28 protein-coding genes are annotated in these 24,113 nt (G+C 62.2%); 21 read left to right on the forward strand and 7 right to left on the reverse strand.

The window, feature by feature from the left end:
- Positions 1-50: 50 nt before the first annotated feature.
- The 8 genes from hutI to ACR0D8_RS18655 all read left to right on the forward strand — a co-directional run bounded on the left by hutI (position 51) and on the right by ACR0D8_RS18655 (position 7,372).
- The gene (gene hutI / locus ACR0D8_RS18620; RefSeq protein WP_480648759.1) at positions 51-1,259 is read left to right on the forward strand and encodes an imidazolonepropionase; all 1,209 of its coding nucleotides are present in this window, start codon (positions 51-53) and stop codon (positions 1,257-1,259) included.
- Positions 1,256-2,791: a histidine ammonia-lyase gene (gene hutH, locus ACR0D8_RS18625; RefSeq protein ID WP_480648761.1), complete on the forward strand. Its 1,536-nt coding sequence runs from the start codon at positions 1,256-1,258 to the stop codon at positions 2,789-2,791. The genes hutI and hutH overlap by 4 nt, the downstream gene beginning before the upstream one ends.
- Positions 2,791-3,609, forward strand: coding sequence for an N-formylglutamate deformylase (gene hutG / locus ACR0D8_RS18630; RefSeq protein WP_480648763.1), 819 nt, complete (start codon positions 2,791-2,793; stop codon positions 3,607-3,609). The genes hutH and hutG overlap by 1 nt, the downstream gene beginning before the upstream one ends.
- A complete protein-coding gene (hutU, locus tag ACR0D8_RS18635) occupies positions 3,606-5,288 on the forward strand; it encodes a urocanate hydratase (protein WP_480648764.1) in 1,683 nt (560 codons plus the stop codon). The genes hutG and hutU overlap by 4 nt, the downstream gene beginning before the upstream one ends.
- A 71-nt stretch (positions 5,289-5,359) precedes the next feature.
- A complete protein-coding gene (gene serB, locus ACR0D8_RS18640) occupies positions 5,360-6,238 on the forward strand; it encodes a phosphoserine phosphatase SerB (protein WP_480648766.1) in 879 nt (292 codons plus the stop codon).
- Between the two features lie 46 nt (positions 6,239-6,284).
- Positions 6,285-6,614: an ArsR/SmtB family transcription factor gene (locus tag ACR0D8_RS18645; RefSeq protein WP_480648768.1), complete on the forward strand. Its 330-nt coding sequence runs from the start codon at positions 6,285-6,287 to the stop codon at positions 6,612-6,614.
- Entirely contained in the window at positions 6,602-7,030 is a 429-nt protein-coding gene (locus ACR0D8_RS18650; protein ID WP_480648770.1) for an SRPBCC family protein, read from the forward strand. The genes ACR0D8_RS18645 and ACR0D8_RS18650 overlap by 13 nt, the downstream gene beginning before the upstream one ends.
- A gap of 21 nt (positions 7,031-7,051) precedes the next feature.
- Complete coding sequence (locus ACR0D8_RS18655; RefSeq protein ID WP_475157258.1) at positions 7,052-7,372, forward strand: YciI family protein; 321 nt, start codon at positions 7,052-7,054, stop codon at positions 7,370-7,372.
- Between the two features lie 5 nt (positions 7,373-7,377).
- On the opposite strand, the gene ACR0D8_RS18660 is transcribed toward ACR0D8_RS18655, so the two are convergent.
- Positions 7,378-8,376 carry an asparaginase gene (locus ACR0D8_RS18660; RefSeq protein ID WP_480648772.1) on the reverse strand — a complete coding sequence of 333 codons (999 nt, stop codon included), beginning with the start codon at positions 8,374-8,376 and terminating at the stop codon, positions 7,378-7,380.
- A 178-nt stretch (positions 8,377-8,554) separates the two neighbouring features.
- On the opposite strand from ACR0D8_RS18660, the gene ACR0D8_RS18665 reads away from it, so the two are divergent.
- From ACR0D8_RS18665 to ACR0D8_RS18680, 4 genes are all read left to right on the forward strand, one after another.
- Positions 8,555-9,088 carry an invasion associated locus B family protein gene (locus ACR0D8_RS18665; protein ID WP_475157270.1) on the forward strand — a complete coding sequence of 178 codons (534 nt, stop codon included), beginning with the start codon at positions 8,555-8,557 and terminating at the stop codon, positions 9,086-9,088.
- Positions 9,089-9,258: 170 nt separating this feature from the next.
- Positions 9,259-9,426, forward strand: coding sequence for a hypothetical protein (locus tag ACR0D8_RS18670; RefSeq protein ID WP_475157272.1), 168 nt, complete (start codon positions 9,259-9,261; stop codon positions 9,424-9,426).
- A gap of 212 nt (positions 9,427-9,638) precedes the next feature.
- Positions 9,639-10,829, forward strand: a complete 1,191-nt coding sequence (rlmN, locus tag ACR0D8_RS18675; protein ID WP_480648775.1) for a dual-specificity RNA methyltransferase RlmN — start codon at positions 9,639-9,641, stop codon at positions 10,827-10,829.
- Between the two features lie 230 nt (positions 10,830-11,059).
- Positions 11,060-11,686 carry a cytochrome P460 family protein gene (locus ACR0D8_RS18680; protein ID WP_475157283.1) on the forward strand — a complete coding sequence of 209 codons (627 nt, stop codon included), beginning with the start codon at positions 11,060-11,062 and terminating at the stop codon, positions 11,684-11,686.
- 7 nt (positions 11,687-11,693) lie between these two features.
- Here ACR0D8_RS18680 and ACR0D8_RS18685 read toward each other — a convergent pair whose 3' ends face one another.
- Positions 11,694-12,038, reverse strand: coding sequence for a hypothetical protein (locus tag ACR0D8_RS18685; protein WP_480648776.1), 345 nt, complete (start codon positions 12,036-12,038; stop codon positions 11,694-11,696).
- Entirely contained in the window at positions 12,035-12,952 is a 918-nt protein-coding gene (locus tag ACR0D8_RS18690) for a DnaJ C-terminal domain-containing protein (RefSeq protein WP_480648777.1), read from the reverse strand. Before ACR0D8_RS18690 ends, ACR0D8_RS18685 begins: the two co-directional genes overlap by 4 nt.
- Before the next feature lie 158 nt (positions 12,953-13,110).
- Between ACR0D8_RS18690 and ACR0D8_RS18695 the strand changes: the two genes are divergently transcribed.
- Positions 13,111-13,494 carry a hypothetical protein gene (locus tag ACR0D8_RS18695; RefSeq protein WP_480648779.1) on the forward strand — a complete coding sequence of 128 codons (384 nt, stop codon included), beginning with the start codon at positions 13,111-13,113 and terminating at the stop codon, positions 13,492-13,494.
- Here ACR0D8_RS18695 and ACR0D8_RS18700 read toward each other — a convergent pair whose 3' ends face one another.
- Together ACR0D8_RS18700 and ACR0D8_RS18705 are read right to left on the reverse strand one after the other, a co-directional pair.
- On the reverse strand, positions 13,495-14,592 hold the full coding sequence (locus tag ACR0D8_RS18700) for a cystathionine gamma-lyase (protein ID WP_480648781.1): 1,098 nt from the start codon (positions 14,590-14,592) through the stop codon (positions 13,495-13,497).
- Between the two features lie 3 nt (positions 14,593-14,595).
- On the reverse strand, positions 14,596-15,438 hold the full coding sequence (locus tag ACR0D8_RS18705) for an LOG family protein (RefSeq protein WP_480648782.1): 843 nt from the start codon (positions 15,436-15,438) through the stop codon (positions 14,596-14,598).
- A gap of 79 nt (positions 15,439-15,517) precedes the next feature.
- Here ACR0D8_RS18705 and ACR0D8_RS18710 point away from each other — a divergent pair, with 79 nt between their 5' ends.
- The 5 genes from ACR0D8_RS18710 to dapD all read left to right on the forward strand — a co-directional run bounded on the left by ACR0D8_RS18710 (position 15,518) and on the right by dapD (position 19,667).
- Positions 15,518-16,435 carry a serine/threonine dehydratase gene (locus ACR0D8_RS18710; RefSeq protein WP_480648784.1) on the forward strand — a complete coding sequence of 306 codons (918 nt, stop codon included), beginning with the start codon at positions 15,518-15,520 and terminating at the stop codon, positions 16,433-16,435.
- Positions 16,436-16,479: 44 nt separating this feature from the next.
- Positions 16,480-17,079, forward strand: a complete 600-nt coding sequence (locus ACR0D8_RS18715) for a GntR family transcriptional regulator (protein ID WP_480648786.1) — start codon at positions 16,480-16,482, stop codon at positions 17,077-17,079.
- A 123-nt stretch (positions 17,080-17,202) separates the two neighbouring features.
- Positions 17,203-17,790 carry a biotin transporter BioY gene (locus tag ACR0D8_RS18720; protein ID WP_480648787.1) on the forward strand — a complete coding sequence of 196 codons (588 nt, stop codon included), beginning with the start codon at positions 17,203-17,205 and terminating at the stop codon, positions 17,788-17,790.
- Positions 17,783-18,748 (forward strand): biotin synthase BioB, encoded by a 966-nt coding sequence (bioB, locus tag ACR0D8_RS18725; protein ID WP_480648789.1) that lies wholly within the window; start codon positions 17,783-17,785, stop codon positions 18,746-18,748. The genes ACR0D8_RS18720 and bioB overlap by 8 nt, the downstream gene beginning before the upstream one ends.
- Positions 18,749-18,839: 91 nt before the next feature.
- On the forward strand, positions 18,840-19,667 hold the full coding sequence (gene dapD / locus ACR0D8_RS18730; RefSeq protein WP_480648790.1) for a 2,3,4,5-tetrahydropyridine-2,6-dicarboxylate N-succinyltransferase: 828 nt from the start codon (positions 18,840-18,842) through the stop codon (positions 19,665-19,667).
- Between the two features lie 129 nt (positions 19,668-19,796).
- On the opposite strand, the gene ACR0D8_RS18735 is transcribed toward dapD, so the two are convergent.
- Complete coding sequence (locus ACR0D8_RS18735; protein ID WP_480648792.1) at positions 19,797-20,435, reverse strand: hypothetical protein; 639 nt, start codon at positions 20,433-20,435, stop codon at positions 19,797-19,799.
- A 345-nt stretch (positions 20,436-20,780) separates the two neighbouring features.
- Between ACR0D8_RS18735 and ACR0D8_RS18740 the strand changes: the two genes are divergently transcribed.
- Positions 20,781-21,125 (forward strand): hypothetical protein, encoded by a 345-nt coding sequence (locus ACR0D8_RS18740; RefSeq protein WP_475157322.1) that lies wholly within the window; start codon positions 20,781-20,783, stop codon positions 21,123-21,125.
- Here ACR0D8_RS18740 and ACR0D8_RS18745 read toward each other — a convergent pair.
- Positions 21,122-22,180 (reverse strand): transporter substrate-binding domain-containing protein, encoded by a 1,059-nt coding sequence (locus ACR0D8_RS18745; protein WP_480648794.1) that lies wholly within the window; start codon positions 22,178-22,180, stop codon positions 21,122-21,124. The two genes, ACR0D8_RS18740 and ACR0D8_RS18745, sit on opposite strands and share 4 nt — an antisense overlap.
- Before the next feature lie 209 nt (positions 22,181-22,389).
- On the opposite strand from ACR0D8_RS18745, the gene dapE reads away from it, so the two are divergent.
- Both dapE and ACR0D8_RS18755 read left to right on the forward strand, forming a co-directional pair.
- The gene (gene dapE, locus ACR0D8_RS18750) at positions 22,390-23,529 is read left to right on the forward strand and encodes a succinyl-diaminopimelate desuccinylase (RefSeq protein ID WP_480648796.1); all 1,140 of its coding nucleotides are present in this window, start codon (positions 22,390-22,392) and stop codon (positions 23,527-23,529) included.
- 3 nt (positions 23,530-23,532) lie between these two features.
- A complete protein-coding gene (locus ACR0D8_RS18755) occupies positions 23,533-24,108 on the forward strand; it encodes a TIGR04282 family arsenosugar biosynthesis glycosyltransferase (protein WP_480648798.1) in 576 nt (191 codons plus the stop codon).
- The last annotated feature ends 5 nt before the right edge of the window (positions 24,109-24,113 follow it).

A 24,113-nucleotide genomic window follows, 5' to 3' on the forward strand; every position in this document is an offset into this window, starting at 1 on the left:
TTACACATATACGAAAAATCAAGACAAGAGGGGAGCCCAAAAGAATCGCCATGCCGAAAAAAACGGTCCTCACCAGTGCTCAGGTCGCAACGATGGGTGGCGGTGGTACACCCTATGGGCTGTGTCAGGATGCGGCCATTGCCATGTCCGGCGCCGCAATCGACTGGGTCGGGCCCAGGCAGGATTTACCCGCGGAGTTCGCGGATTGGCCGGTCAGGGACTTCGGCGACAGGCTGATCACGCCCGCCCTGATCGACGCGCACACGCATGTCGTGTTTGGCGGTAACCGCGCGGCCGAGTTCGAAATGCGCCTGAACGGTGCGACTTACGAAGAAATCGCGCGCGCGGGCGGTGGTATTTTGTCCACGGTCAACGCGACCCGGGCAGCCAGCGAAGACGCCCTGCTGTCCGATGCTCTGACGCGCGTGGATGCATTGCTGGCCGAAGGGGTCGGCTGCATCGAGATTAAGTCCGGCTATGGTCTGGATACAGAGACTGAATTGAAGATGCTGCGCGTTGCCCGCCGGATCGGTCAGGCCCGCCCTGTGCAGATCAGAACCAGCTTTCTGGGGGCGCATGCGGTTCCGCCAGACTATGCCGGGCATCCGGACGCCTATATTCAAAAGGTCTGCATCCCGACTCTGCGTGCGGCGCATGCACAGGGGCTGGTGGATGCGGTGGACGGGTTTTGCGAAGGCATCGCGTTCACCCCGGACCAGATCGCACAGGTATTCGACGTCGCGCATGAGCTTGGCCTGCCGGTTAAATTGCACGCGGAACAGTTGTCAAACCTCGGCGGGGCGCGGCTTGCAGCTTCATACGGTGCCATGTCGGCGGATCACATCGAATATCTGGATGCCGACGGGGTGGCGGCGATGGCCCAGGCGGGCACGGTTGCCGTTCTGTTGCCGGGTGCGTTCTACACGTTGCGGGAAACGCAGATACCCCCGGTCGAACTGCTGCGCAGCCATCAGGTTCCGCTGGTTCTGGCAACGGATTGCAACCCCGGCTCGTCCCCTCTGGCGTCGCTGCTGTTGACCCTGAATATGGGTTGCACCCTGTTCCGCCTGACCCCCGAAGAGGCGCTGGCCGGTGTCACACGGAATGCCGCGCGCGCGCTGGGGATCGAAAACGCCGGCACAATAGCGCCCGGCCAACGCGCGGATCTAGCGGTCTGGGATGTCGCGCATCCGGCGGAACTCTCCTATCGCATCGGGTTCAACCCGTTGCACACACAAATTTTCGGAGGATCGGGATGACCCCCTTGTCGCTTCGTCCCGGGCAGGTATCGCTGCCGCAATTGGCCGAGATTTATTGGAACGAAACCGCCGCAGTGCTGGATGCCGGGTGCCGGCCAGGGGTGGAGGCCGCGGCGCAGCAGATTGCCAAGGCCGCTCAGGGCGCGGATCCCGTTTATGGTGTCAATACCGGGTTCGGCAAGCTGGCCAGTCACAAGATCGCGCCTGCGGATACCTCGACCCTGCAACGCAACCTGATCCTCAGCCATTGTTGCGGGGTCGGGCCAGCGGTGCCTGTTCGGCTGACCCGGTTGATGATGACGCTAAAGCTTTTGTCCTTTGGCCGCGGCGCTTCCGGGGTGCGGTGGGAGTTGATCGAACTGCTGCAACAGATGCTGGCCCGTGGGGTGACACCGGTGATCCCGGCGCAGGGCTCGGTCGGGGCGTCGGGTGATCTTGCGCCGCTGGCCCATATGACAGCGGTGATCATAGGCGCGGGTGAGGCCGAGGTGAACGGCACCGTCCTGCCGGGTGATCAGGCCCTCAGATTCGTCGGGTTAGAGCCTGTTGAGCTGGGCCCCAAGGAGGGACTCGCCTTCATCAACGGCACCCAGTTTTCCACTGCTTTCGCGCTGGCCGGTCTGTTCGAGGCCTGGCGCGCCGCGCAGAGCGCGCTGGTCATCTCGGCCCTGTCGACCGACGCGATCATGGGGTCCACGGCCCCGTTGCAGCCCGAAATCCACACCCTGCGCGGCCATCGCGGCCAGACCGAAGCCGCCGAGGCCATGCGCGCCGCATTGGCCGGGTCCGAGATTCGCGAAAGCCATCGCGACGGCGACACACGCGTGCAGGATCCCTATTGCATCCGCTGCCAGCCGCAGGTCACCGGGGCGGCCATGGACGTGATGCGGCAGGCGGCCGCGACACTTGAGGTCGAAGCCAATGCCGCCACGGACAATCCGCTGGTGCTGGCCGGGGCAGGCGCCATCGTTTCAGGCGGCAATTTCCATGCCGAGCCGGTAGGGTTTGCCGCCGATATGATCGCCCTCGCCGTGTCCGAAATCGGCGCCATCGCACAGCGGCGCATCGCGCTAATGGTGGACCCGACGCTCAGCTTCGACCTGCCACCGTTCCTGACCCCCGATCCCGGCCTGAACTCGGGCCTGATGATCGCCGAGGTGACCACCGCCGCGCTGATGAGCGAAAACAAACATCTGGCCAATCCCTGCGTGACCGACAGCACGCCGACCTCGGCCAATCAGGAGGATCACGTGTCGATGGCCGCCCATGGTGCTCGGCGACTGACGCGGATGGTCGATAACCTGAGCTATATCCTTGGGGTGGAACTGCTCTGCGCGGCGCAGGGCATTGAGTTCCGGGCCCCTCTGACCACCAGCGCACCCTTGCAACGGGTCATCCAACGGTTGCGCATGGATATCCCCGCGCTGGCTGAGGATCGCTATTTGGCGCCAGAGCTGGAAACCTCCAAACGTCTTGTGGCTGAGGGCGAGATACTCGGGGCCGTGGGCACGCAGATGCCGGAGCTGGCGTGATGCAGGTGGTCAGCGTGCAGCGTGGTGATGGTCCCATTGTGCTGGGGCAGCCGCATGGCGGAACCTTCGTTCCCGACGATATCGCTGTCCGCTTGAACGAAACGGGGCGGGCGCTGACGGATACGGATTGGCACATAAACAGGCTCTATGAAGGGCTTTTGGACGATGTGACGGTCGTTCAGTCTCATGTCCACCGCTACGTGATTGACGCCAATCGCGACCCCGCCGGCGCCTCGCTGTATCCAGGTCAGAACACCACGACGCTGGTGCCGCTGACCGATTTTGACGGGCAGCCGATCTGGGCCGGCGGGCAGGAACCGTCCGAGGATGAAATCGAGGACCGGCGGGCCAGATACCACGCGCCCTATCACGCAGCGCTGGAACAGGAGTTGGAACGGGTGCGCGCAAAACACGGCGTGGCGATCCTGTTCGATTGCCATTCCATCCGTTCGCTGATCCCGTTTCTGTTCGGGGGTGAATTGCCCGTCTTCAACACCGGCACCAACAACGGTGCCACCTGCCATCCGGCCGTCGAACAGGCCGTGCACGGCGTGGCGACCGGGGCGGCAGGCTTTACCTCGGTTCTGAACGGCCGCTTCAAGGGCGGCTGGACCACCCGTCACTATGGCCGCCCCAACGAGGGCATCCATGCGATCCAGATGGAAATCGCACAACGCGCCTATTTGGACGAAACCCCGCCGTGGAAATGGCGCGAGGACCGCGCCGCCACACTCCGCCCGCATCTGAAAGCGATGCTAGAGCGCCTCCGCGACCTCGCCCTGTCGGGCGCATTGACCGAAAAAGGAGCCCAGACATGAGCGATCCGCGCAAGAACACCCGCGACATCTATCCGCCGACCGGCCCCGAACTGAACGCCAAAAGCTGGGTGACCGAAGCACCGCTGCGGATGTTGATGAACAATCTGCACCCGGATGTGGCCGAAAACCCGCATGAGCTGGTGGTCTATGGCGGCATCGGGCGCGCGGCGCGGACGTGGAAAGATTTCGACACTATTGTTGCCGGTTTGAAGGATCTGGAGGAGGACGAGACGCTGATCGTGCAATCCGGCAAGCCGGTCGCGATCATCCGTACCCACAAGGATGCGCCGCGCGTGCTGATCGCAAACTCGAACCTCGTGCCGCATTGGGCAACCTGGGATCATTTCAATGAGCTCGATAAGAAGGGCCTGATGATGTACGGCCAGATGACCGCTGGTTCGTGGATTTACATCGGCACGCAGGGCATCGTTCAGGGCACCTATGAGACCTTTGCCGAGGCCGGGCGTCAGCATTATGACGGTGATCTGACCGGCAAGTGGATTTTGACCGGCGGTTTGGGTGGCATGGGCGGTGCGCAGCCGTTGGCCGCCGTGTTCGCAGGCGCCTGCTGTTTGGCGGTCGAGTGCAACCCGGACTCAATCGACTTCCGCCTGCGTACCAAGTACCTCGACGAAAAGGCCGAGACGCTGGACGAGGCGCTGGAGATGATCGAGCGTTGGACCGAGGCGGGCGAGGCGAAATCCGTGGGTCTGCTGGGCAATGCTGCCGAGATCTTCCCCGAGATCCACCGCCGCATGAAAGAGGGCGGAATGCGGCCCGACATCGTCACCGACCAGACCAGCGCCCATGATCCGATCAACGGCTACCTGCCTTTGGGCTGGACCATGGCGCAGTGGCGCGAGAAGCGGGAAACAGACCCTAAAGCAGTGGAAAAAGCCGCGCGTGCCTCGATGAAGCAGCATGTCGCGGCGATGGTCGATTTCTGGAACGCGGGCGTACCGACGCTGGATTACGGCAACAACATCCGGCAGGTGGCGCAGGATGAGGGGCTGGAAAACGCCTTTGCCTTCCCCGGTTTCGTCCCTGCCTATATCCGTCCGCTGTTCTGCCGTGGCATCGGCCCGTTCCGCTGGTGCGCCCTGTCGGGCGACCCCGAGGATATCTACAAGACCGACGCCAAGATGAAAGAACTGTTCCCCGAGAACGAGCATCTGCACCGCTGGCTTGACATGGCGCGCGACCGGATTGCGTTTCAGGGCTTGCCCGCACGGATCTGCTGGATCGGGCTGGGCGACCGGCACCGCGCCGGGCTGGCCTTCAACGAAATGGTGGCCAAGGGCGAATTGAAGGCGCCGGTTGTGATCGGCCGCGACCATCTGGACAGCGGCTCGGTCGCCAGCCCCAACCGTGAGACCGAGGCGATGCTGGACGGCTCGGACGCTGTATCCGACTGGCCGCTGCTGAACGCGCTGATCAACACAGCCAGCGGCGCCACCTGGGTCTCGCTGCACCATGGCGGCGGCGTCGGGATGGGGTTCAGCCAGCACGCGGGCGTGGTGATCTGCGCCGACGGGACCGAGGATGCGGCGCGGCGACTGGAGCGCGTGCTGTGGAACGATCCTGCCTCGGGCGTCTGGCGGCACGCGGATGCGGGCTATGACATCGCCAGGGATTGCGCCCGCGAACACGGTCTGCGCCTGCCCGGTATTCTGGGCTAGGCACCAAAATCTGTCTCTGGCGAAATCCCCGCTGCTGCGATATGCGCATGTGACCTTGCCGGAGATCGAATATGTACGTTGCCACCCTGTTGACGAACCCAAATGCGCCATCGCTGGAACAGGCTCTGGTCGAGTCCCTGCGTAACGCGTGGGGCGGGGGCGATGTTGTCTGGCTCAGCCCGGATGAGGCGGCTGAGTTCAAATTCGCCGAACTGCCCGACAACCAGTGGAAGGTTTGGGCCGAACTGCAATTGCTTGAGGTCGACCTGATCGTGCAGCCCGTCGAAAAGCGGCGCAAGCTGATGCTGCTGGCCGATATGGACAGCACCATGATCCGGCAGGAATGTATCGACGAACTGGCCGACGAGGCCGGTGTCGGGGACCGGGTGAAGGATATCACCGCCCGCGCGATGAACGGTGAACTGGATTTCGAGGGCGCGCTGACCGAAAGGGTCGGCCTGCTGAAAGGTCTGGATGAAGCGGTGATCGACAAGGTTCTGGACGAACGGATCACGCTGATGCCAGGCGGCAGGGAACTGGTTGCGACGATGCGGATCAATGGCGGCTACACGGCGCTGGTTTCGGGCGGGTTCACGGCCTTTACAGCCAGGGTGGCGGACAGGCTGGGGTTCGACGAAAATCGCGCCAACACCTTGCTGGCTGAACACGGCAAGCTGACCGGAGAGGTGCAGCGCCCCATTTTGGGCCGGCAGGCCAAGGTCGACGCACTGGAACAGATCACCCGGCGGCTGCGTCTGTCCGAGGCGGACGTGATTGCTGTTGGCGACGGGGCCAATGATCTGGGGATGCTGGGCCGGGCCGGGACCGGCGTGGCGCTGCATGCCAAACCCTCGGTGGCCGAGAAATGCGACATCCGGGTCAATTACGGCGATCTGACCGCGTTGTTGTATCTGCAAGGTTACGCGCGAACGGCCTTTGCGCAGGTCTGACAGCTCGGGGCTTCCCTTAATTTAACTTGAGTGTTAAATAGTGGTCATGAACACACTTCTGACCACTTTTTCCGCGTTGTCGGACGCCACGCGCTTTTCGATTGTCGAACAGCTGATGCAGGACGGAGAGATGCCCGCCGGTGACCTGATCCAGGGGCGGGGCATGACGGGGGCTGCGATCTCGCGCCATCTCAAGGTGCTGCGCGAGGCCGGTCTGGTCAAGCAACGGGTGCATGGCACGCAGCGGATGTATTCGATCCGGCCCGAGGGGCTGCGAGCGATTGCCGAGTGGACCATTTCGAAACGGCAGTTCTGGGAAACCAGCCTGGACCGTCTGAACGACATGATTGAAAGGGAGAATTCATGGCCGACCTGAAACTGGAACGTGAGTTCCCCACCAGCCCCGAAAACCTGTTTGCCTGGATCAGCGATGGCGCCAAGCTGCTGCAATGGTGGGGGCCCGAAGGAATGCATGTGCCCGAACATGATCTGGATTTCTCGCGCCTCGGGCCGTGGTATTCGGTGATGGAGAATGCCGAGGGCCAGCGGTACAAGGTGTCGGGTCAGGTCACCCATGTCGACCCGCCCAACTCGGTCGGGTTCACCTGGGCCTGGCATGACGATCAGGATCAGCGCGGGGCCGAAAGCCACGTGATCTTTACGGTAGCGCGAACCGCAACCGGTGCCCGGCTGGTGCTGGATCACCGCGAACTGGCCGATGCCGAGATCGCCGCAAACCACAATACCGGCTGGACCTCGTCACTGCGCAAACTGGAAGCCGAATTGAGATAGATTTCATCAGGGAGGAAAGAAATGCCCCAATATCTGTTTGTCTATCATGGAGGTCATACCCCGACCGATCCCGCCGAAATCGAGGCAACCATGGCCGCCTGGGGCGCATGGTTCCAGAACATGGGCGATGCGCTGGACATCCCCGGCAATCCCGTGGGCCAGTCCTATACCGTCAGTTCGGGCGGCGTTGTGGACAATGGCGGCGCCAACCCGGCGTCGGGCTTTACCGTGGTCAAGGCTGACAGCATCGACGCCGCCACCGAGATGGCCAAGGGTTGCCCGATGGTGGTGAACGGTTCGGGCTCGGTCGAAGTGGCCGAGGTGCACGAGATCGAGATGTAACGGCCTTAGCCGGGAAACCCCGGCGCAGGTCGGATCACACCGCATTCCAGCCCCCGGCGGCTGAATTGCGTGGCGTTCATGAAGGTGCGGGTGGCCGGGTGATCGGCCTCCAGCACGCCAAGGTGGACCAGAAGGGCAGCAATGGCACATTCGCTGGCCCGGGTTGTTCCGTCAGCGATCTTCAGGGCGATGCCCATGCGTTTTTCCGGGACGATGGCCACAAAGACGGCCTCGGCCCCCGTTTTGATGGCGGCGCGGCCATTCATGGCACGCATCAGCTCGGTGCAGGCGCGGGTTTCGCCCGCGACCAGTTCGGGGTGCTTGACCATCGCCGCAACCAGATGCGCTGCCGCGTCGCTGGCCCGGTCCGACCGGTCCGCAGCCGACGCGAACCACGCCATCGACCGCGCCAGCCCCGCCAGTGAGGTGGCGAAATTCGGTGCCGAACAGCCGTCGATGCCATAAGCCGGGCTGGTTTCGCCCGTAGTTTCCTCGATCGCGGCAAGGCAGGCCTGTTGCACCGGGTGGTCGATTTCCAGATATTCCGGCCCCGCACCCATATGCTGCGCCACGGTCAGAAACCCGCAATGCTTGCCCGAGCAATTGTTGTGAAGCTGGCAGGGTGTGTCATCGGCCAGGATCAGCCCATCGCGCGCGGCCATGTCCTGCGGCTCCTGCGGGCCACAGCGCAGGTCGGGTTCCGTGAGGCCCAGATGATCCAGCCAGGCCGCCGCCCGATCCGTGTGGATTGCCGCCCCGCTGTGGGACGCGCAGGCCAGGGCCAGATGCTCGCTGTTCAGACCGTATTTCGCCGCTGCGCCGGACGTGATCAGGGGCAGGGCCTGGATCATCTTGGCCGAGGACCGCGGATAGATCACCGCCTGGGGATCACCCCAGCTCTGCACGATCTGGCCGCTGTCGTCGCAAATCACGGCGTGGCCCAGATGCAGGCTTTCCAGCAAGGGGCCGCGCCACAGTTCGGTCATTGGTACTGGCTGCGTCATCGGGACCCTCCGTAATATGCGCAAAATTCTGCCAATCGCCCTTTCGCCTGTGGCGAAACCTGCGTTAGTGTGTGTATGTCGGCAATCATCGGAATACGCAACTTACAGACGAACCGGCAGGGTTCGCAGGCAGTTCCGATGGGTATGAGGTATTAGGTCGGGCTAGGAGGCTGGACAGATGGGATCAAAGCTTGTCCGCGTGATCGCGGGCCTGTGCGTGGCAGGGATGGCCACAGCTGCAACCGCTCAGCAGGCGACCAGCACCAATCGCGTGGCAGCAAAAACGGATTGGAGCGTGTTCGTTGAGGATGATCCCACCGAATGCTGGAGCGTGTCCGCCCCCAAGGAAACCGTCAACACGCGCGGCGGGCGGGTTGTTTCGGTGCGCCGCAGCGACATCCTGCTGTTCGTGTTCTATCGCCCCAATGCCGAGGTCAAGGGACAGGTCACCTTTACCGGCGGCTACCCGTTTGCGGCCGGGTCGACCGTCAACCTGGATATTGATGGTACCAAATTCGAACTGATCACCGAAGGCGAATGGGCCTGGCCTGCAACAGAAGGTGAAGACCTGAAAGTGGTCGCCGCCATGAAGCGCGGCACCGAGGCGGTGCTGACCGCCCGGTCCGAGCGTGGCACACAGACAAAAGACACGTTTTCGTTGCTGGGCTTTACCGCGGCAATCGAAGACGCGGAAAAGCGCTGCACCAACTAAGCAAACGCGCCACGTAGCCAAAGGCCCCGTCATCCGCCGGGGCTTTGTTGCGTTTTGGGATCGCCTGATCCGCCTTTACGCCACGTTCCCACGCCCGAATTGATCCGCATCAATGTCAACCTCGCGCCTGTCTGAACTAATCGGTTCAAGAGCATGGAAGGAGCTTGCAAATGCTGAACAAACCTCTTGCCGCCTTGTTGATGATGGCAGCCGTGGTGCTGGGCGCCTGTGACAAGAGCAACGAAACCTACCCGGTCTCGGGTGAACAATGCGGCCCGGAAGACCCGGTCAAAACGCTGGATGCCGCGGATTGCGATATCCTGCCTGCGGGTGTCTGACCGTCCAACCGCAAGGATGACCAGATGCACTCGGTCGCTTCGGCCTTACCGTTGCGGCCGATTTGCAATTGAGGTCCGCACCACCGCGATCTGGCAATCCACGCGGGGGTGAATGGCTGCTATGCGCGCAGCGGGCGCACGATTTCTTTTGATCTTTGCGCGCAGTCCTATATAGAGGCGCATCCCAAGCCAGAATCCTTCGAGATAGCCACATGTCGCCCAAAGCGCCGATCACTCAAGACGTCATGACCATCCCCCGCAAGCTGCCCGAGGGGAAGATCAACCTTGTCGGCCTCACCCGCGAGCGCCTGCGTGAGGTGCTGATCGAGCATGGCACACCGGAAAAGCAGGCCAAGATGCGCACTGGCCAGATCTGGCAGTGGATCTATCAATGGGGCGTGCGCGATTTCGGCGAAATGACCAATCTGGCGAAAGCCTATCGCGCGCAACTGGCAGAGAGCTTCGTAATCGAGATTCCCGAGGTTGTGACCCGTCAGGTGTCCGAGGACGGCACCCGCAAGTATCTGTGTCGCATCGCGGGCGGGCATGAGGTCGAGGTGGTCTACATCCCCGAGGATGATCGGGGCACAATGTGCATTTCATCGCAGGTCGGCTGCACGCTGACCTGTTCCTTCTGCCATACCGGTACACAGAAACTGGTGCGCAACCTGACCGCGGCTGAGATTGTCGGGCAGGTGATGATGGCCCGCGACGATCTTGAGGAATGGCCGACCCCCGGCGCGCCCAAGGACGAAACCCGCCTTCTGTCAAACATTGTTCTGATGGGCATGGGTGAGCCTCTTTACAACTTTGAGAACGTCCGCGATGCGATGAAGATCGCCATGGACCCCGAGGGGATTTCCCTGTCGCGCCGTCGCATCACCCTGTCGACCAGCGGCGTTGTGCCCGAAATTGCGCGGACGGCAGAAGAGATCGGCTGCCTTCTGGCGATTTCCTTCCACGCCACCACGGATGAGACCCGCGACGTGCTGGTCCCGATCAATAAGCGCTGGAATATCGAGGAGCTGTTGCAGGCGCTGGCCAGCTATCCCAACGTGTCGAATTCCGAGCGGATCACCTTTGAATATGTGATGCTGGATGGCGTCAACGACAGTGACGAGGACGCGCACCGCCTGATCGCGCATATCAAGCGCCATAACATCCCGGCCAAGATCAACCTGATCCCGTTCAACGAATGGCCCGGCGCGCCGTACAAGCGCAGTTCGAACAACCGTATCCGGGCCTTTGCCAATATCATCTACCAGGCGGGTTATGCCTCGCCGATCCGAAAAACACGGGGCGAGGACATCATGGCGGCCTGCGGTCAGCTGAAATCTGCAACCGAACGCGCCCGCAAGTCACGCAGGCAGATTGAAGCCGAAGCGGGGCTTCAAAGCCAGTAAACCCAAAGTCGGAACAGCGGCCTTAGTAATTTAATGTTTCCGCCGTTGTTTTTTGTATGCACAATTTGATATGTTTCAGGTGTCAATCCCGGATGGGCGCAATTCACTCTTGCGCACAAAGCGGTGAGAGTCGCGATCCGGGTGTGGCACGTTTGTTCAGGGCCGCTATCTTTTTTCAAGCATGACGTGCGGCGTTCAGGCGAACCTTACGAACCAGGTGGGCCATCCAAATGTTATTACGATTTACACGATTGCTATTCATCTTCATTGCAGCATCGGCGCTTTCGGGCATAGCCGCAACGGAATCTGCGGCTCAGTCCAGCGGCGAAGATGCGCATCTTGCCATTGAAAACCCCGCGGATCTGTCCAAGGAAGAGGCGTTGCGCATCTACGCATCGTTGCAGCGGCGCATGGCGCGCGGATATGCGGCGGCGCAGCTGGATCTGCTGCTGAACTATCAAAACTGGCCGCTGTTCAACGATGCGCCCTATATCTCGGCGACGCATGGTCAGCGTTATGTGAACAGCTATGCCAATCGCATGGCGCATAATTACGGCACCCTGAAAGAGGGTGAGAAACTGCCCCTGGGCTCGGTGCTGGCCAAGGACAGCGTAACAGTCACGGATGAGGGCAACGTCCATCCGGGCGCCCTGTTCGTGATGGAAAAGCTGGCTGAAGGTGCCAGCCCCGAAACCGCCGACTGGCGCTATATCATGGTGATGCCGGACGGGTCGCTGTTTGGCGACACGATGGGCGCGCGCTCGGGTGCGGTGGTCTATTGCCATGAATGCCACGAAGCGGTGGCTGACCGCGACTACACGTTCTTCGTGCCCGAGGATTACGCCACCGGAAACTAGGCGCCGGTTACTTGCGGCCGAACCGGGCGGTTCCGATAACCTCGATCAGGGTCTGCCGGACCGGCTCGGGCTGTGCGTCCACGGCGTTCAGCACCTCGCGCAGTTCGGCGCGCAGACCGTGCAATTGGTCGATCAGCGAAATCATCATCGACAGGGCGTCCGGCTCCATCTCGTACTGGTCATGCAACTCGCAGGCCAGTTCCAGCCGGGCCACGTCGAGACTGTGATAGACCAGGCCGCGCTCGGTCTGTTCCGGGATCACGATCTCTGCCGCCAGATACTGGGACAACCGGGTCGAGGTCAGCCGGGCGACCACCGTGATCAGTTCGTCTTCGGTCAGGGTGCGGGTCATGACGGCATTCCTTTGCGCGGATCATAGCGGTGGGTGTCGCGCCATGTTTCCATGAACTGCTTCAACTCGTCGTCGATCCGGTCGGGCATCGTAACGGTCAGTTCGATCAGCTGATCCCCCCGTTCGGACGAGCCGCGTTTTTTCACCCCTTTGCCACGCAGGCGCAGGGTCTTGCCGCTGCTGGTGCCGGCCGGGACGCTGACATTGACACCGCCGTCGATCGTGGGGGCGGGCACCTTGCCACCAAGAACGGCCTCATCAATCGTGATCGGCAGGGTGATGTGGATGTCATCGCCCTGACGGTCGAATACCGGATGTTTCGCCACCGAGACGGTCACCAGCGCGTCGCCCGGCGGCCCCTCGCCAAAACCCGGGTCGCCCTTGCCGCGCAAGCGGATGGTCTGGCCGTCGGTAATGCCGGCGGGGATTTTAACCTCGATCCGGTCGCCATCGGGCAGCGTCAGCTTTTGGCTGGCCCCGAACACAGCATCCAGAAAACTGATCTGCAAACTGTAGCTGCGGTTGTGCCCTGGTGCATGAAAGCCCTGCCTGCGCTGGCCATATCCCTGCCGCCCCCGCATGAATTCGGCGAAGATATCCGACATGTCGTCGGGGTCCGCCGCGCGCCCGCGATAGGGGTTGCCGGCGGCTTCGGCGTAATCGCGGTAATAGTGCTGCTGCGGGCGTTCCTGCCCCGAGGCGTCAATCTCGCCATTGTCATATTGCGCCCGTTTTTCCGGATCCTTGAGCAGATCATAGGCGGCCGCGGCGGCCTTGAATTTGGCTTCGGCTTCGGCATCGCCGGGTTTCAGGTCGGGGTGGCATTCCTTGGCGATGCGCCGGTAGGCCTTTTTGATATCTGCGTCGCTGGCGTCTTTGGCGACACCGAGAACGGAATAGGGATCGTCGCTCATCTCACCTCTCGTCAATGTGGGGTGGGTCTGATCTGAATGGCTGGGTTTTATCATGCGGTTTCAACGGCCCAAAAGGAAGAGGCATTTGAAACCGCTCGCAAAATCCCGCAGGTCTGTTACCATCTGTCCAGTTCGAAAACGTACTGACGGGGAAACGCATGTCGCGCCGAATCAAGTCCGTACTGGCCCTGGTGGCGGGGAATGCCATCGGATTGCTGCTTGCGGCGCTGATTTTGTCGGGCTTTGCGATCAGGCCGATCTCGTTCATCGTCGTGGTGATCGTCTTTACGCTGGTGCAGGTGGTGGCCGAGCCGCTGATCCTGAAGTTAGGGGAAAAGAAGGCGCCGGCACTGAAAGGCGGCATCGCGCTGATCGTGACCTTCGTGGGTCTTCTGGCGACCGATCTGATCACCGCCGGGTTGACCGTCGGGGGTATTTCGAACCTGCTGGCCGCGACGCTGTTGGTCTGGCTGGGCGCGCTGATCGCCAGCGTTGTGCTGCCGATCTATGTGTTCAAGGAACTGCGCGAGACCAAGAAGTAGTCAAAGCGTGTTGAGGCTGGCCTCAATCGCCTGCCACAGTTCTTCCACCGGTTCGCACCCGACAGACAGGCGAATGAAGGCGGGGTCAACGTCATCGCCCCACCGCGTGCGCCGCTCGGCCGAGCTGTGGACGCCGCCGAAGGACGTGGCGGGGCGCAGCATCGGGCAGTTGTTGATGAAGGCTTCGGCCTTGGCCTCAGACTCCAAAGTGATCGACAGCAGAAAGCCGAACCGTGCCGTTTGCGTCTTGGCCAGCGCGTGCGAAGGATCGCCGGGCAGGCCGGGAAAACGGATATGTTTAACCGCCGCGTGATCTACCATCCGTTCGGCCAGCACCTGCGCCGACGCGCACATACGGTCGAAACGTACGTCCAGCGTTTCCAGCCCGCGATGCAGCAGCCACGCCTCATGCGGGCCGGGGATGGCACCCGAAACGCGCCGCCATTCTTCGACCCGCTCCATGATCTTGGCGTTGCGGCAGGCCACATGCCCCATCAGCAGGTCGGAATGCCCGCCCATGGCCTTGGTGTCCGAGGCCACCACAATGTCAATCCCCATATCCAGCGGCCGTTGGCCCAAAGGCGTCAGGGTTGTGTTGTCGGCAATGGTGAGACCGCCAGCGGCGCGTACGGCAGCGGCGATGGCGGGCAGGTCCATCATGTCCAGCCCGGGGTTCGAGGGGCTTTCGACAAAGACCACATCGAACCCGTCAAACCCTCCGTCGGCAAATGCGGTGGTGGGGCGTTCGGTGACGGAAACACCCAAGTGGGACAGAAACCGACCCGCAAGCAAACGCGTCACATAATAGCCGTCCGACGGAATCAGGATGCGTGACCCGGCCTGCACCGTGGCAAACAATGCGGCCGAAATCGCCGCCATGCCCGAGGGAAAGCTGAGGCAGGGCGCGTCTTCCAGATGGGACAGAACGTGTTCCAGATGCTCCCACGTGGGGTTGTCGACCCGACCATAGGTCGCGTACCCCTCGGGCGCGCCGGGCAGGTGGAACATGCTGCTTTGGGTCAACGGCAGGGCGACAGGGTCGCCCTTGTCCAGGGCGTTTCCACGCAGATGCAGCATCTCGCCGGTCTTGGGTGCCATCGTTCAGCGCCCCGGGATTTCTTCGCGCGCGGGGGCGGGTTCCCAGTTCTCGATGATGTCGACCGCCTGTTGCGCAGTGTCGACAAAACGGAACAGATCCAGATCCTCGTCCGAAATGGTGCCGGCGTCGGCCAGCGCCTCCCAGTTGATGACCTTTTCCCAGAATTCACGACCGAACAGCAGGAAGGGCACGCGCTCCATCCGCCCGGTCTGGATCAGGGTCAGGGACTCGAACAGTTCGTCCATGGTCCCGAACCCGCCGGGGAAGATGGTGATGGCGCGCGCGCGCATCAGGAAATGCATCTTGCGGATCGCGAAATAGTGGAAGTTGAAGCTGAGGTCCGGTGTGACAAACAGGTTCGGCGCCTGCTCATGCGGCAGCACGATATTCAGGCCGATGGAACAGCCGCCCGCGTCCTGCGCACCGCGGTTTCCGGCCTCCATCACACCGGGTCCACCGCCGGTGACGATGACATTCTCGCGGCATCCGGTTTCGTTCGATTTTTCGGTCATCAGCCGGGCGAATTCGCGTGCCTCGTCATAATATTTCGACAGGTTGGCCAGCGTGTCCGTACGGGCGGTGTGCTTCTGCGACGGTTCCGGAATACGTGCGCCACCGAACATGACGATGGTCGAGGTGATCTCACGCTCGGTCATGATCATTTCCGGCTTCAGCAGTTCCAGCTGCAGGCGCACCGGGCGCAATTCGTCCCGGCACAGGAAATCGTCGTCGGCAAAGGCAAGGCGATAGGCAGGTGAGCGGGTCTGCGGCGTATCCGGCACCTCGCTCGCGGTCGAACGGTCGGTCTGCGCGTCGCGGAAGGGGCTGAGGCGGTCTTCTCTCATCGGTTGTGGTTCCCTGCTTGCGTGTTTCTCAAACAGCTATAGGGTTCGCGCCCAGAGTGCCAGTCACGGAAAGACAAGAATGAATTGGAAGAGCGAGATATTGGCCGCGCGCGAACGCATCGCCGGATACGCGCAGGTCACGCCGGTGATGGAAAGCCACGCCCTGGGGCTGAACCACCCGGTTGAGATGAAGCTGGAACAGTTGCAGCACACCGGCAGTTTCAAGGCTCGTGGGGCGTTCAACACATTGCTCAGCCTGGAGGTGCCAGAGGCAGGTGTCGTGGCGGCGTCCGGTGGCAATCACGGCGCGGCGGCGGCTTTTGCCGCGCAGCGGCTGGGGCACCCGGCCAAGATTTTCGTCCCGGAACTTGCCGGACCGTCCAAGATCGCGCTGATCGAGCAGACCGGCGCGGATCTGAGCGTGGTGCCGGGTGAATACGCCAATGCGCTGACTCTGGCACAGGCGCATGAGGAAGCCAGCGGCGCGATGCAGATTCACGCCTATGACGCGCCGGCCACCGTGGCCGGGCAGGGCACCTGTTTCGCTGAGTGGGAGGCGCAGGGTCTTGCGGCCGATACCGTGCTCGTCGCGGTCGGTGGCGGCGGCCTGATCGCGGGCGCTTTGGCGTGGTTGCAGGATGCGCGCAAGGTCGTGGCGGTTGAGCCGGAGACCTCCTGCGCGCTGAACGCGGCATTGCGGGCAGGCGTGCCGGTGGATGTCAGCGTCTCGGGCGTGGCCGCCAATGCGCTGGGCGCGCGGCGGATCGGTTCGATCTGTTTCAGCCTGGCCCGGGGGATGACTTCGGTTCTGGTGAGTGACGCGGCCATCACGCAGGCGCAAAAGATACTGTGGCAAGCCCATCGCATCCTTGTCGAACCCGCCGGCGCAACCGCGCTTGCCGCCTTGCTGTCCGGCGCGTACCGACCGGAACCGGGTGAGAAGGTGGCCGTTCTGGTTTGCGGCGGGAATATCGCCTCGGACCCGTTGCGGGATTGAAATCCTGGCTTGTGAAAGCTGAGTGTGGATTTTATCTATAATTCATGACCGCGACGATCGCAGACCGAATCTATCAGGAACTGAGCCAGCAAATCATCACCGGGGACCTGACCGCCGGGGAAAAGCTGCGTCAGGACCATATCGCGCGGGCGTTTGAGGCCAGCCATGTGCCGGTGCGCGAGGCGCTGCTGAAGCTGCAGGCGCATGGGCTGGCCAAAAGCGAGCCCCGGCGCGGCATGCGGGTCACCGCGCTGGACCCGGCCGAAGTGCGCGAGGTGATCGAAATGCGTGTGGCGCTGGAAAGTCTGGCGCTGCAGCATGCGGTGCAGAACATGACGCCGGCCGCCCTGAAGGCGGCCAATGACGCCCGGGTCGCGTGTGATCAGGCCGAAACCATGCCGCAATGGGAAGCCCGCAACCGGGTTTTTCACAGGACCATTCTGACACCATGCGGGATGCCGCGGCTGTTGCACACGATTGACGATCTTCACATCGCAAGCGCCCGCCATCTGTTCGCACATTGGCGACCGAAATGGGTGCAGCGTGTCGACACCGACCACGCGGCCATCGTGCAGGCCCTGAAAAGCCGCGACGCCGCCGCTGCCTCGTCGATTCTGGTGCGCCACATTCGGCGGGCAAGTTAAACCGCAGGAATCCTTTGAAAACAGGGCGAAAATTTCACAGAGAAGATTTCTCTTGATTTTTAATAGATAGTAATAATGCTGCTGTGCAGAAATGAGCCAAAAAAATCTATAAAATAGGGAAAGATGAAAATCGCACTCGACTCCGCTCTGCCATCCATAGGCGCTCTGACGCCCACCGGTCAGGTTCTGCGCATTGTGGCAGGTATCCTGCTGCTGACGGCAAGCGCCAAGATTCAGGTCCCCTTCTGGCCCGTGCCGATGACATTGCAGGTGGCCGCCGTCATGGGCATAGCCGCGGCCTATGGTCTGCGGCTGGGCGGTGCGACGGTGATCGGATACTTGATCGCAGGGGCAGCCGGGTTGCCGGTCTTTGCAGGTACGCCTGAAAAAGGCATCGGTCTTGCCTATATGATCGGCGGCACTGGCGGGTATCTGCTGGGCTTTGTCCTTGCGGCCCTGCTTGTCGGCTGGGCCGCCGATCATCTGCGCAAGCTGTTCCTTGTTCCGGCCATGCTGGCGGGTCTGTCCGTGGTTTACGCCTTGGGTCTGGGGTGGCTGGCGCAGTTTGTGCCGGCGGACAAGCTTCTGGCCTATGGGTTCACGCCTTTCATTGCCGGGGATCTGATCAAGGTCGCACTGGCCGCGGTTCTGGTGATCGGCCTGCCCGCCGGGCTGATGCGGAAAATCCGCGGGGCGCAACCGGATGCCTGATACAGCTCAGAACTTCCGCGCCGACTGGGCCGTGGACGAGGTGGAGGCGCTGCTGCGTCTTCCGCTTCTTGAACTGATCGGGCGTGCCAACAGTATCCACCGCGCTCATCACGATCCGGATGACATCCAGAAGGCCAGCCTGCTGTCGATCAAGACCGGCGGCTGCCCCGAGGACTGCGCCTATTGCCCGCAATCCGCGCATCACCGCGAGGTAGAACTGACCCGGGAAAAACTGATGAACCCGGCGCATGTCCTGTCGCTGGCCAGACGCGCGAAACAGGCCGGAGCCGAGCGGTTCTGCATGGGGGCTGCCTGGCGACGGGTTCGCGATGGCGAAGAATTCGACAATGTTCTGAAAATGGTCTCGGGCGTGCGCGAGCTGGGCATGGAGGCCTGCGTGACCCTTGGCATGTTGCAGCCGCATCAGGCCCGGCGTCTGGCCCGGGCCGGTTTGACGGCCTATAATCACAATCTGGACACGTCACCGGAATTCTATGGCGAAATCATCGGAACCCGCACCTATCAGGACCGGCTTGAAACCCTTGGATATTGTCGGGACGCGGGGATCGATCTGTGCTGCGGCGGCATTATAGGCATGGGTGAAAGCCTGCGTGACCGCGCGTCGATGCTGCAGGTGCTGGCGAGTTTCAGCCCGCACCCTGAAAGCGTACCGATCAACGCCCTGATCCCGGTCGAAGGCACCCCGCTGGCGCATCGCGACAAGGTCGGTATCTTTGATCTGGTGTGCATGGTTGCAACGGCGCGCATTACGATGCCCAAGACCCGGGTGCGGCTGTCGGCCGGGCGGTCCGATTTCTCGGCGGCTGAGCAGACGCTGTGCTTTCTGGCCGGGGCGAATTCGGTATTTTACGGGGATGTGCTGCTGACGGCGCCGAATGCCGGTACCGACAGCGACCGCGAAATGTTCGCCGCTTTGGCCGCCCAGACCGAAGACTGACGTAAACGGGCCCGCCTGCGTCGCATTGCGCCATGGGTTGCGCTTGCGTATAGGCAAAACCAACGTGAACAGATTCAGCAGGGAGCATCCCATGTCCAACGCGCAACTGGAAGCCGCCATCGAAGCCGCCTGGGAGGCGCGCGACACCATTACCCCCGCCACCACTGGCGAACAGCGCGAAGCGATCGACGACACGCTGAACGCGCTGGACAGCGGGTCGCTGCGCGTGGCGGAAAAGCTGGAGAACGGCGATTGGCACGTGAACCAGTGGGCCAAAAAGGCGGTCCTGCTGGGCTTTCGCATCAAGGACATGGAAATCCAGCCGGGCGGTCCGCAGGCTGGCGGCTGGTGGGACAAGGTCGACAGCAAATTCGCGGGCTGGGGCGAGAACCAGTGGCGCGCGGCGGGGTTTCGCGCCGTGCCGAACTGCGTGGTGCGCAAGTCGGCCTATGTCGCACCGGGTGTCGTTCTGATGCCATCCTTCGTGAACCTTGGCGCATATGTCGACGAAGGCACGATGGTTGATACCTGGGCCACTGTCGGGTCCTGCGCGCAGATTGGCAAGAATGTCCATCTGTCGGGCGGTGTCGGCATTGGCGGCGTGCTGGAGCCGATGCAGGCCGGGCCGACGATCATCGAGGACAATTGCTTTATCGGTGCCCGTTCCGAAGTGGTCGAGGGCTGCATCGTCCGCGAGGGCTCGGTTTTGGGCATGGGCGTCTATATCGGTAAGTCGACCAAGATCGTGGATCGCGAAACCGGTGAGGTCATGTATGGCGAGGTGCCACCCTATTCGGTGGTTGTCGCCGGCGCGATGCCATCCAAGAACAACATCAGCCTCTATTGCGCCGTGATCGTGAAGCGGGTCGACGAAAAGACCCGCTCGAAAACCGGCATCAACGAATTGCTGCGGGATTGATGTAAAAGAAAGACAGAGGAAAGGCCGGGGACTCCAGGCTCCCGGCCTTTCTTCTTTTTGCGAAGTTCGGGTGCGTCTCTGCCCGGAGGTCACGCCCGAACTCGTCTGTCAGGACAGTTGTAACTGCCGTTACTCGGTGGTGATAACCCGTGCGGGTGTCTCGCCGTCCTTGTCGCGGCCATAGTCGTCCTCGGACTCACCGTCGTCGCCGTTGGACTCGCCTTCACCGTCGTCGCCGTTGGACTCGCCTTCACCGTCGTCGCCGTTGGACTCGCCTTCACCGTCGTCGCCGTTGGACTCGCCTTCGCCGTCGTCGCCGTTGGACTCACCTTCGCCGTCGTCGCCGTTGGACTCGCCATCGCCGTCGTCGCCGTTGGACTCGCCTTCGCCGTCGTCGCCGTTGGACTCGCCTTCACCGTCGTCGCCGTTGGACTCACCTTCACCGTCGGATTCGCCTTCGCCGTCGGACTCGCCTTCACCGTCGGACTCACCTTCACCGTCGGATTCGCCTTCGCCGTCGGACTCACCTTCACCGTCGGATTCGCCTTCGCCGTCGGACTCGCCTTCACCGTCGGATTCGCCTTCGCCGTCGGATTCGCCTTCGCCGTCGGACTCACCTTCACCTTCGGACTCGCCTTCACCGCCATTGGTGCTTTCTTCCGCATAGGCCGGGTCTGAAGAGAACATGGTCAAAACAAACGCCGCTGGCGCCAGTGCCAAAGCAAATAGGCTCGCCAAGGTCGTTAGTAGCCTGGACAACTTACTCATCGAACGTCCTTTCTCTAAAAATTTTTTCAATGCTGATATTCTAGATTTTGCTGTTTTCACCTCGTAACGGCTCGGTAAGGCAGAGCCGCGGTAAGCCAAATCCCGCGCATAGCATTGCAATCCGTCGGCGAACTGACGCCGTTTTCAACTTAGCGGATTCTTGCTGGAAACCATGTCAATCTCCCGGAGATAATTTTGCTGATTGGCTGTGTCTCTTCGGCACGGTTCGACGGGCCAATTGAACAGGACATGACGCCGGACGCCTGCGAGAATCGCGAATCGGACTGCACCGAAAGACGGTTGAATGAGTTGACCGTCCCGCGTTCCGCTCGTAAGGCAGGCGGCATGGAAAAGCATAAAAAACCCTCGCGTCAGCAAGTCTATACTCTACTGGTTCAGATCGGCCGCAAGGATGGCGACGGCCTGCCTGACGGCGCCACCGGCGCGGCGCTGATGTGTTTCGCCAGCGGCGTCGATGAGGCCGAAGCTGTACGTGAAACGGTGGCTATTCTGAAACAGGCCGATACCGCGCCGCTGGATGTGACAGGGTATGGCACCCTGGCCGAGCGTGAGGCGCAGGGGCACGAAATTGATCCGGATGAACGGGCGCTGATGCAGCGGGCGCTGGATGAAAACGCGGTGATTGTTGCGCAGATGACCCCGTTCTACGGGGATCAGGACCCGGCCTAGTTCCGGGATCCGAACCACTTGCGATAGATCTCGTCATAGGTGCCGTCTTCGCGCAGCGCCAGCAGCGCCTGATTGACGTCCTCGACAAGCGGTGATCCGGTCGGGAAGGCGATGCCGTAATTTTCGCGCAGGAAGACACCGCCTGTCACCGATGCGATCCTGCGGCCTTCATGCGCCGCGTAGTAGGACAGGATCGGCGCGTCGAATACAACGGCATCCAGCTCGTTGGTCTGGAATGCGGTCAACATCTCGTCCAGCCCCGGATAGCCGGTGAATTCGATGTCGCGACGGTCCAGAAAACCCGCGGCGGTGGAACCCGAGATCGTGCCCACCTGCTTGCCGTACAGGTCGTTGACGGAATTCACGTTGCCGCTGATCGCATCCACGGTCATGACCGAGGTGATCCGGGCCGTGAAAACCGACACGATGAACAGCGACGACACGACCAGAACGACGCCCAGCAACCGGCCGAACGGCGTGCGTGGCATGCGCTCTTCAAAACCGCCGTTCACCACCAGGTTCAGGGCCCACCAGAAGGACGGAAACCATGCCTCATCCAGGTTGCGGTCGAAATAAGGTTGCGCGCGCCGCTCGAACAGCCACATCAGCATCCCGCCGCCCAACAGAATGGCAAACGCCAGGCCGATGGCGATGAACAGCTCGCGCGACAGCAGCGCCTGTAACAGAGACGGCCGGCGCGCGGCATCGGACGGCACCATGATTTGCAGGCCGGCCTCGAATATCGGCTGGCTGAAATCCATCTGCGTTTCGCGCGACGCGGTGATCGAGATATTGGCAATGGCCAGATCCGCAGACCCGTCCTGAACCGCGCTCAGCATGTCGCTGAAGACCTCGACCCGGTTGACCGAATATTCCCAGTCCAGCGACTGTGCAAGGGCCTGAAGCAGATCCATGGAAAACCCCGACTGTGCCCCGTCCTCGACATAGGAAAACGGGGGGCGGGTCACCGTGGTGACCGTCAGTGTCTGGGCCTGGCCTTGCTCTGCCAGAACGGCGAAAGTCAGGCAGATCCATGCGAAAAGGGCGCGTATCATCGGCATTTCACCTGTTTCGCGGCGCTGTAACGTATTTTTGAACGGGGCAGCAAGGTGATCGCAGGGTCAATGTCCATGATTTATTGGGGTATCAATTCGGGACATGGGCGAAAAAGCAGGCCAATCTGGGCGTGTTGGGGTTGGCAATCTGTCCAAATCGTTGAATCTGTGCGTGAACCTGCGCACGCACAATCCAAGGGGGACAATCCATGACAGATCCTGTACAGCTGACGGCGGATCTGATCCGTTGCCCATCGGTCACACCCGAGGAAGGCGGCGCACTGGTTCTGCTGGAGACTCTGCTGTCGGATGCAGGGTTCAGTTGCACGCGCGTCGATCGCGGCGGCGTCAGCAACCTGTTCGCGCGATGGGGCAACAAGGGCCACGCGCGCAGCTTTGGCTTCAACGGCCACACCGATGTCGTGCCGGTCGGGGATCAGGCGGCGTGGACGATGCCGCCTTTTGGCGCCGAAATTCGCGATGGCGTGATGTACGGGCGCGGCACCACCGACATGAAATCCGGCGTGGCGGCCTTTGCGGCAGCGGCGGTCGATTTCGTGCGCGCCACACCGCCGGAAGGTGCCATCATCCTGACAATCACCGGCGATGAAGAGGGTGACGCCGTCGACGGCACCACCGCGCTGCTGGACTACATGGCTGAGGCCGATGAGAAGATGTCGGTCTGTCTGGTGGGCGAGCCGACCTGCCCCAACACCATGGGCGAGATGATGAAGATTGGGCGGCGCGGATCAATGACCGCGTGGTTCACGGTGACCGGCGTGCAGGGCCATTCCGCCTATCCGCACCGGGCAAAGAACCCTCTGCCCGCCATGTCGCGGCTGATGGACCGGTTGGCCAGTCATGAACTGGATCGTGGGTCGGACCATTTCGACGCCTCGACTCTGGCGGTTGTGAACATCGATACGGGCAACCAAGCGACCAATGTGATCCCGGCGCAATGTTCTGGGGCTGTGAATATCCGGTTCAACGACCTGCACTCCGGCGCGAGCCTGAGCGAGTGGTTGCAGGCCGAGGCCCGTTCCGTGGCCGACGCCTATGACGTCGAGGTGGGTGTCCGCATCAAAATCTCGGGCGAGAGCTTTCTGACTCCGCCCGGCCCGCTGTCCGATCTGGTGGCCCGGGCGGTCGAGGCGGAAACCGGTATCCGGCCCGAGATGTCCACAACAGGGGGTACCTCGGACGCGCGGTTCATCAAGCATCATTGTCCGGTGGTCGAGTTCGGCCTGGTCGGCCGCACGATGCATCAGGTGGATGAATGCGTTGAGGTGGCGCAGATCGAAAAGCTCAAGGGGATCTACACACGCATCCTGCGGGACTATTTTGCCTGATCCATGCAGCGCACTCTGGTGATCATGGTGAAAGAACCACATCCGGGCCGGGTCAAGACCCGGTTGGGGCGCGATATCGGTATGGTCGGCGCGGCCTGGTGGTTCCGTCATCAGACCCGGTCGCTGATCCGGCGATTGCGCGACCCGCGCTGGCAGATCGTTCTGGCGGTCTCGCCCGATCGCGTGGGGCTGATCAGCCGCGTCTGGCCCGCCGACCTGCCACGCGCGGCGCAGGGGCGGGGGGATTTGGGGGATCGCATGGGCCGGATGCTGCGCGATATGCCGAAAGGGCCGGTCTGCCTGATCGGCGCGGATATTCCCGGCATCCGACGCGCACATATCGCGCGGGCGTTTCAATCGCTGGGGCGGGCGCAGATGGTGTTCGGTCCGGCCCCGGATGGCGGCTATTGGCTGGTGGGCGCGCAACGGTATGGCGCGCTGTCCTCCGGCTTGTTCCACAAGGTTCGCTGGTCCACCGAACACGCGCTGGCTGATACGCTGGCCTCGGTCCGTGGGTGCCGCGTGGCGCTTTTGGACACGCTGCATGATGTCGATACGGTGGCCGATCTGCATGCCTGAGCCGC

Source organism: Ruegeria sp. BG10 (assembly GCF_056538575.1).

Coding starts and splice junctions, on each gene's coding strand:
- serB (WP_480648766.1), top strand. CDS start 5,360: ATGTACGTTGCCACCCTGTTGACGAACCCAAATGCGCCATCGCTGGAA.
- ACR0D8_RS18755 (WP_480648798.1), top strand. CDS start 23,533: ATGCAGCGCACTCTGGTGATCATGGTGAAAGAACCACATCCGGGCCGG.
- bioB (WP_480648789.1), top strand. CDS start 17,783: ATGCCTGATACAGCTCAGAACTTCCGCGCCGACTGGGCCGTGGACGAG.
- hutI (WP_480648759.1), top strand. CDS start 51: ATGCCGAAAAAAACGGTCCTCACCAGTGCTCAGGTCGCAACGATGGGT.
- ACR0D8_RS18710 (WP_480648784.1), top strand. CDS start 15,518: ATGAATTGGAAGAGCGAGATATTGGCCGCGCGCGAACGCATCGCCGGA.
- ACR0D8_RS18700 (WP_480648781.1), bottom strand. CDS start 14,592: ATGGCACCCAAGACCGGCGAGATGCTGCATCTGCGTGGAAACGCCCTG.
- ACR0D8_RS18650 (WP_480648770.1), top strand. CDS start 6,602: ATGGCCGACCTGAAACTGGAACGTGAGTTCCCCACCAGCCCCGAAAAC.
- rlmN (WP_480648775.1), top strand. CDS start 9,639: ATGTCGCCCAAAGCGCCGATCACTCAAGACGTCATGACCATCCCCCGC.
- ACR0D8_RS18740 (WP_475157322.1), top strand. CDS start 20,781: ATGGAAAAGCATAAAAAACCCTCGCGTCAGCAAGTCTATACTCTACTG.
- hutH (WP_480648761.1), top strand. CDS start 1,256: ATGACCCCCTTGTCGCTTCGTCCCGGGCAGGTATCGCTGCCGCAATTG.
- ACR0D8_RS18690 (WP_480648777.1), bottom strand. CDS start 12,952: ATGAGCGACGATCCCTATTCCGTTCTCGGTGTCGCCAAAGACGCCAGC.
- ACR0D8_RS18665 (WP_475157270.1), top strand. CDS start 8,555: ATGGGATCAAAGCTTGTCCGCGTGATCGCGGGCCTGTGCGTGGCAGGG.
- ACR0D8_RS18660 (WP_480648772.1), bottom strand. CDS start 8,376: ATGACGCAGCCAGTACCAATGACCGAACTGTGGCGCGGCCCCTTGCTG.
- ACR0D8_RS18695 (WP_480648779.1), top strand. CDS start 13,111: ATGTCGCGCCGAATCAAGTCCGTACTGGCCCTGGTGGCGGGGAATGCC.
- ACR0D8_RS18715 (WP_480648786.1), top strand. CDS start 16,480: ATGACCGCGACGATCGCAGACCGAATCTATCAGGAACTGAGCCAGCAA.
- hutU (WP_480648764.1), top strand. CDS start 3,606: ATGAGCGATCCGCGCAAGAACACCCGCGACATCTATCCGCCGACCGGC.
- ACR0D8_RS18680 (WP_475157283.1), top strand. CDS start 11,060: ATGTTATTACGATTTACACGATTGCTATTCATCTTCATTGCAGCATCG.
- ACR0D8_RS18735 (WP_480648792.1), bottom strand. CDS start 20,435: ATGAGTAAGTTGTCCAGGCTACTAACGACCTTGGCGAGCCTATTTGCT.
- ACR0D8_RS18655 (WP_475157258.1), top strand. CDS start 7,052: ATGCCCCAATATCTGTTTGTCTATCATGGAGGTCATACCCCGACCGAT.
- dapE (WP_480648796.1), top strand. CDS start 22,390: ATGACAGATCCTGTACAGCTGACGGCGGATCTGATCCGTTGCCCATCG.
- ACR0D8_RS18645 (WP_480648768.1), top strand. CDS start 6,285: ATGAACACACTTCTGACCACTTTTTCCGCGTTGTCGGACGCCACGCGC.
- ACR0D8_RS18670 (WP_475157272.1), top strand. CDS start 9,259: ATGCTGAACAAACCTCTTGCCGCCTTGTTGATGATGGCAGCCGTGGTG.
- ACR0D8_RS18705 (WP_480648782.1), bottom strand. CDS start 15,438: ATGAGAGAAGACCGCCTCAGCCCCTTCCGCGACGCGCAGACCGACCGT.
- ACR0D8_RS18685 (WP_480648776.1), bottom strand. CDS start 12,038: ATGACCCGCACCCTGACCGAAGACGAACTGATCACGGTGGTCGCCCGG.
- ACR0D8_RS18745 (WP_480648794.1), bottom strand. CDS start 22,180: ATGATACGCGCCCTTTTCGCATGGATCTGCCTGACTTTCGCCGTTCTG.
- ACR0D8_RS18720 (WP_480648787.1), top strand. CDS start 17,203: ATGAAAATCGCACTCGACTCCGCTCTGCCATCCATAGGCGCTCTGACG.
- dapD (WP_480648790.1), top strand. CDS start 18,840: ATGTCCAACGCGCAACTGGAAGCCGCCATCGAAGCCGCCTGGGAGGCG.
- hutG (WP_480648763.1), top strand. CDS start 2,791: ATGCAGGTGGTCAGCGTGCAGCGTGGTGATGGTCCCATTGTGCTGGGG.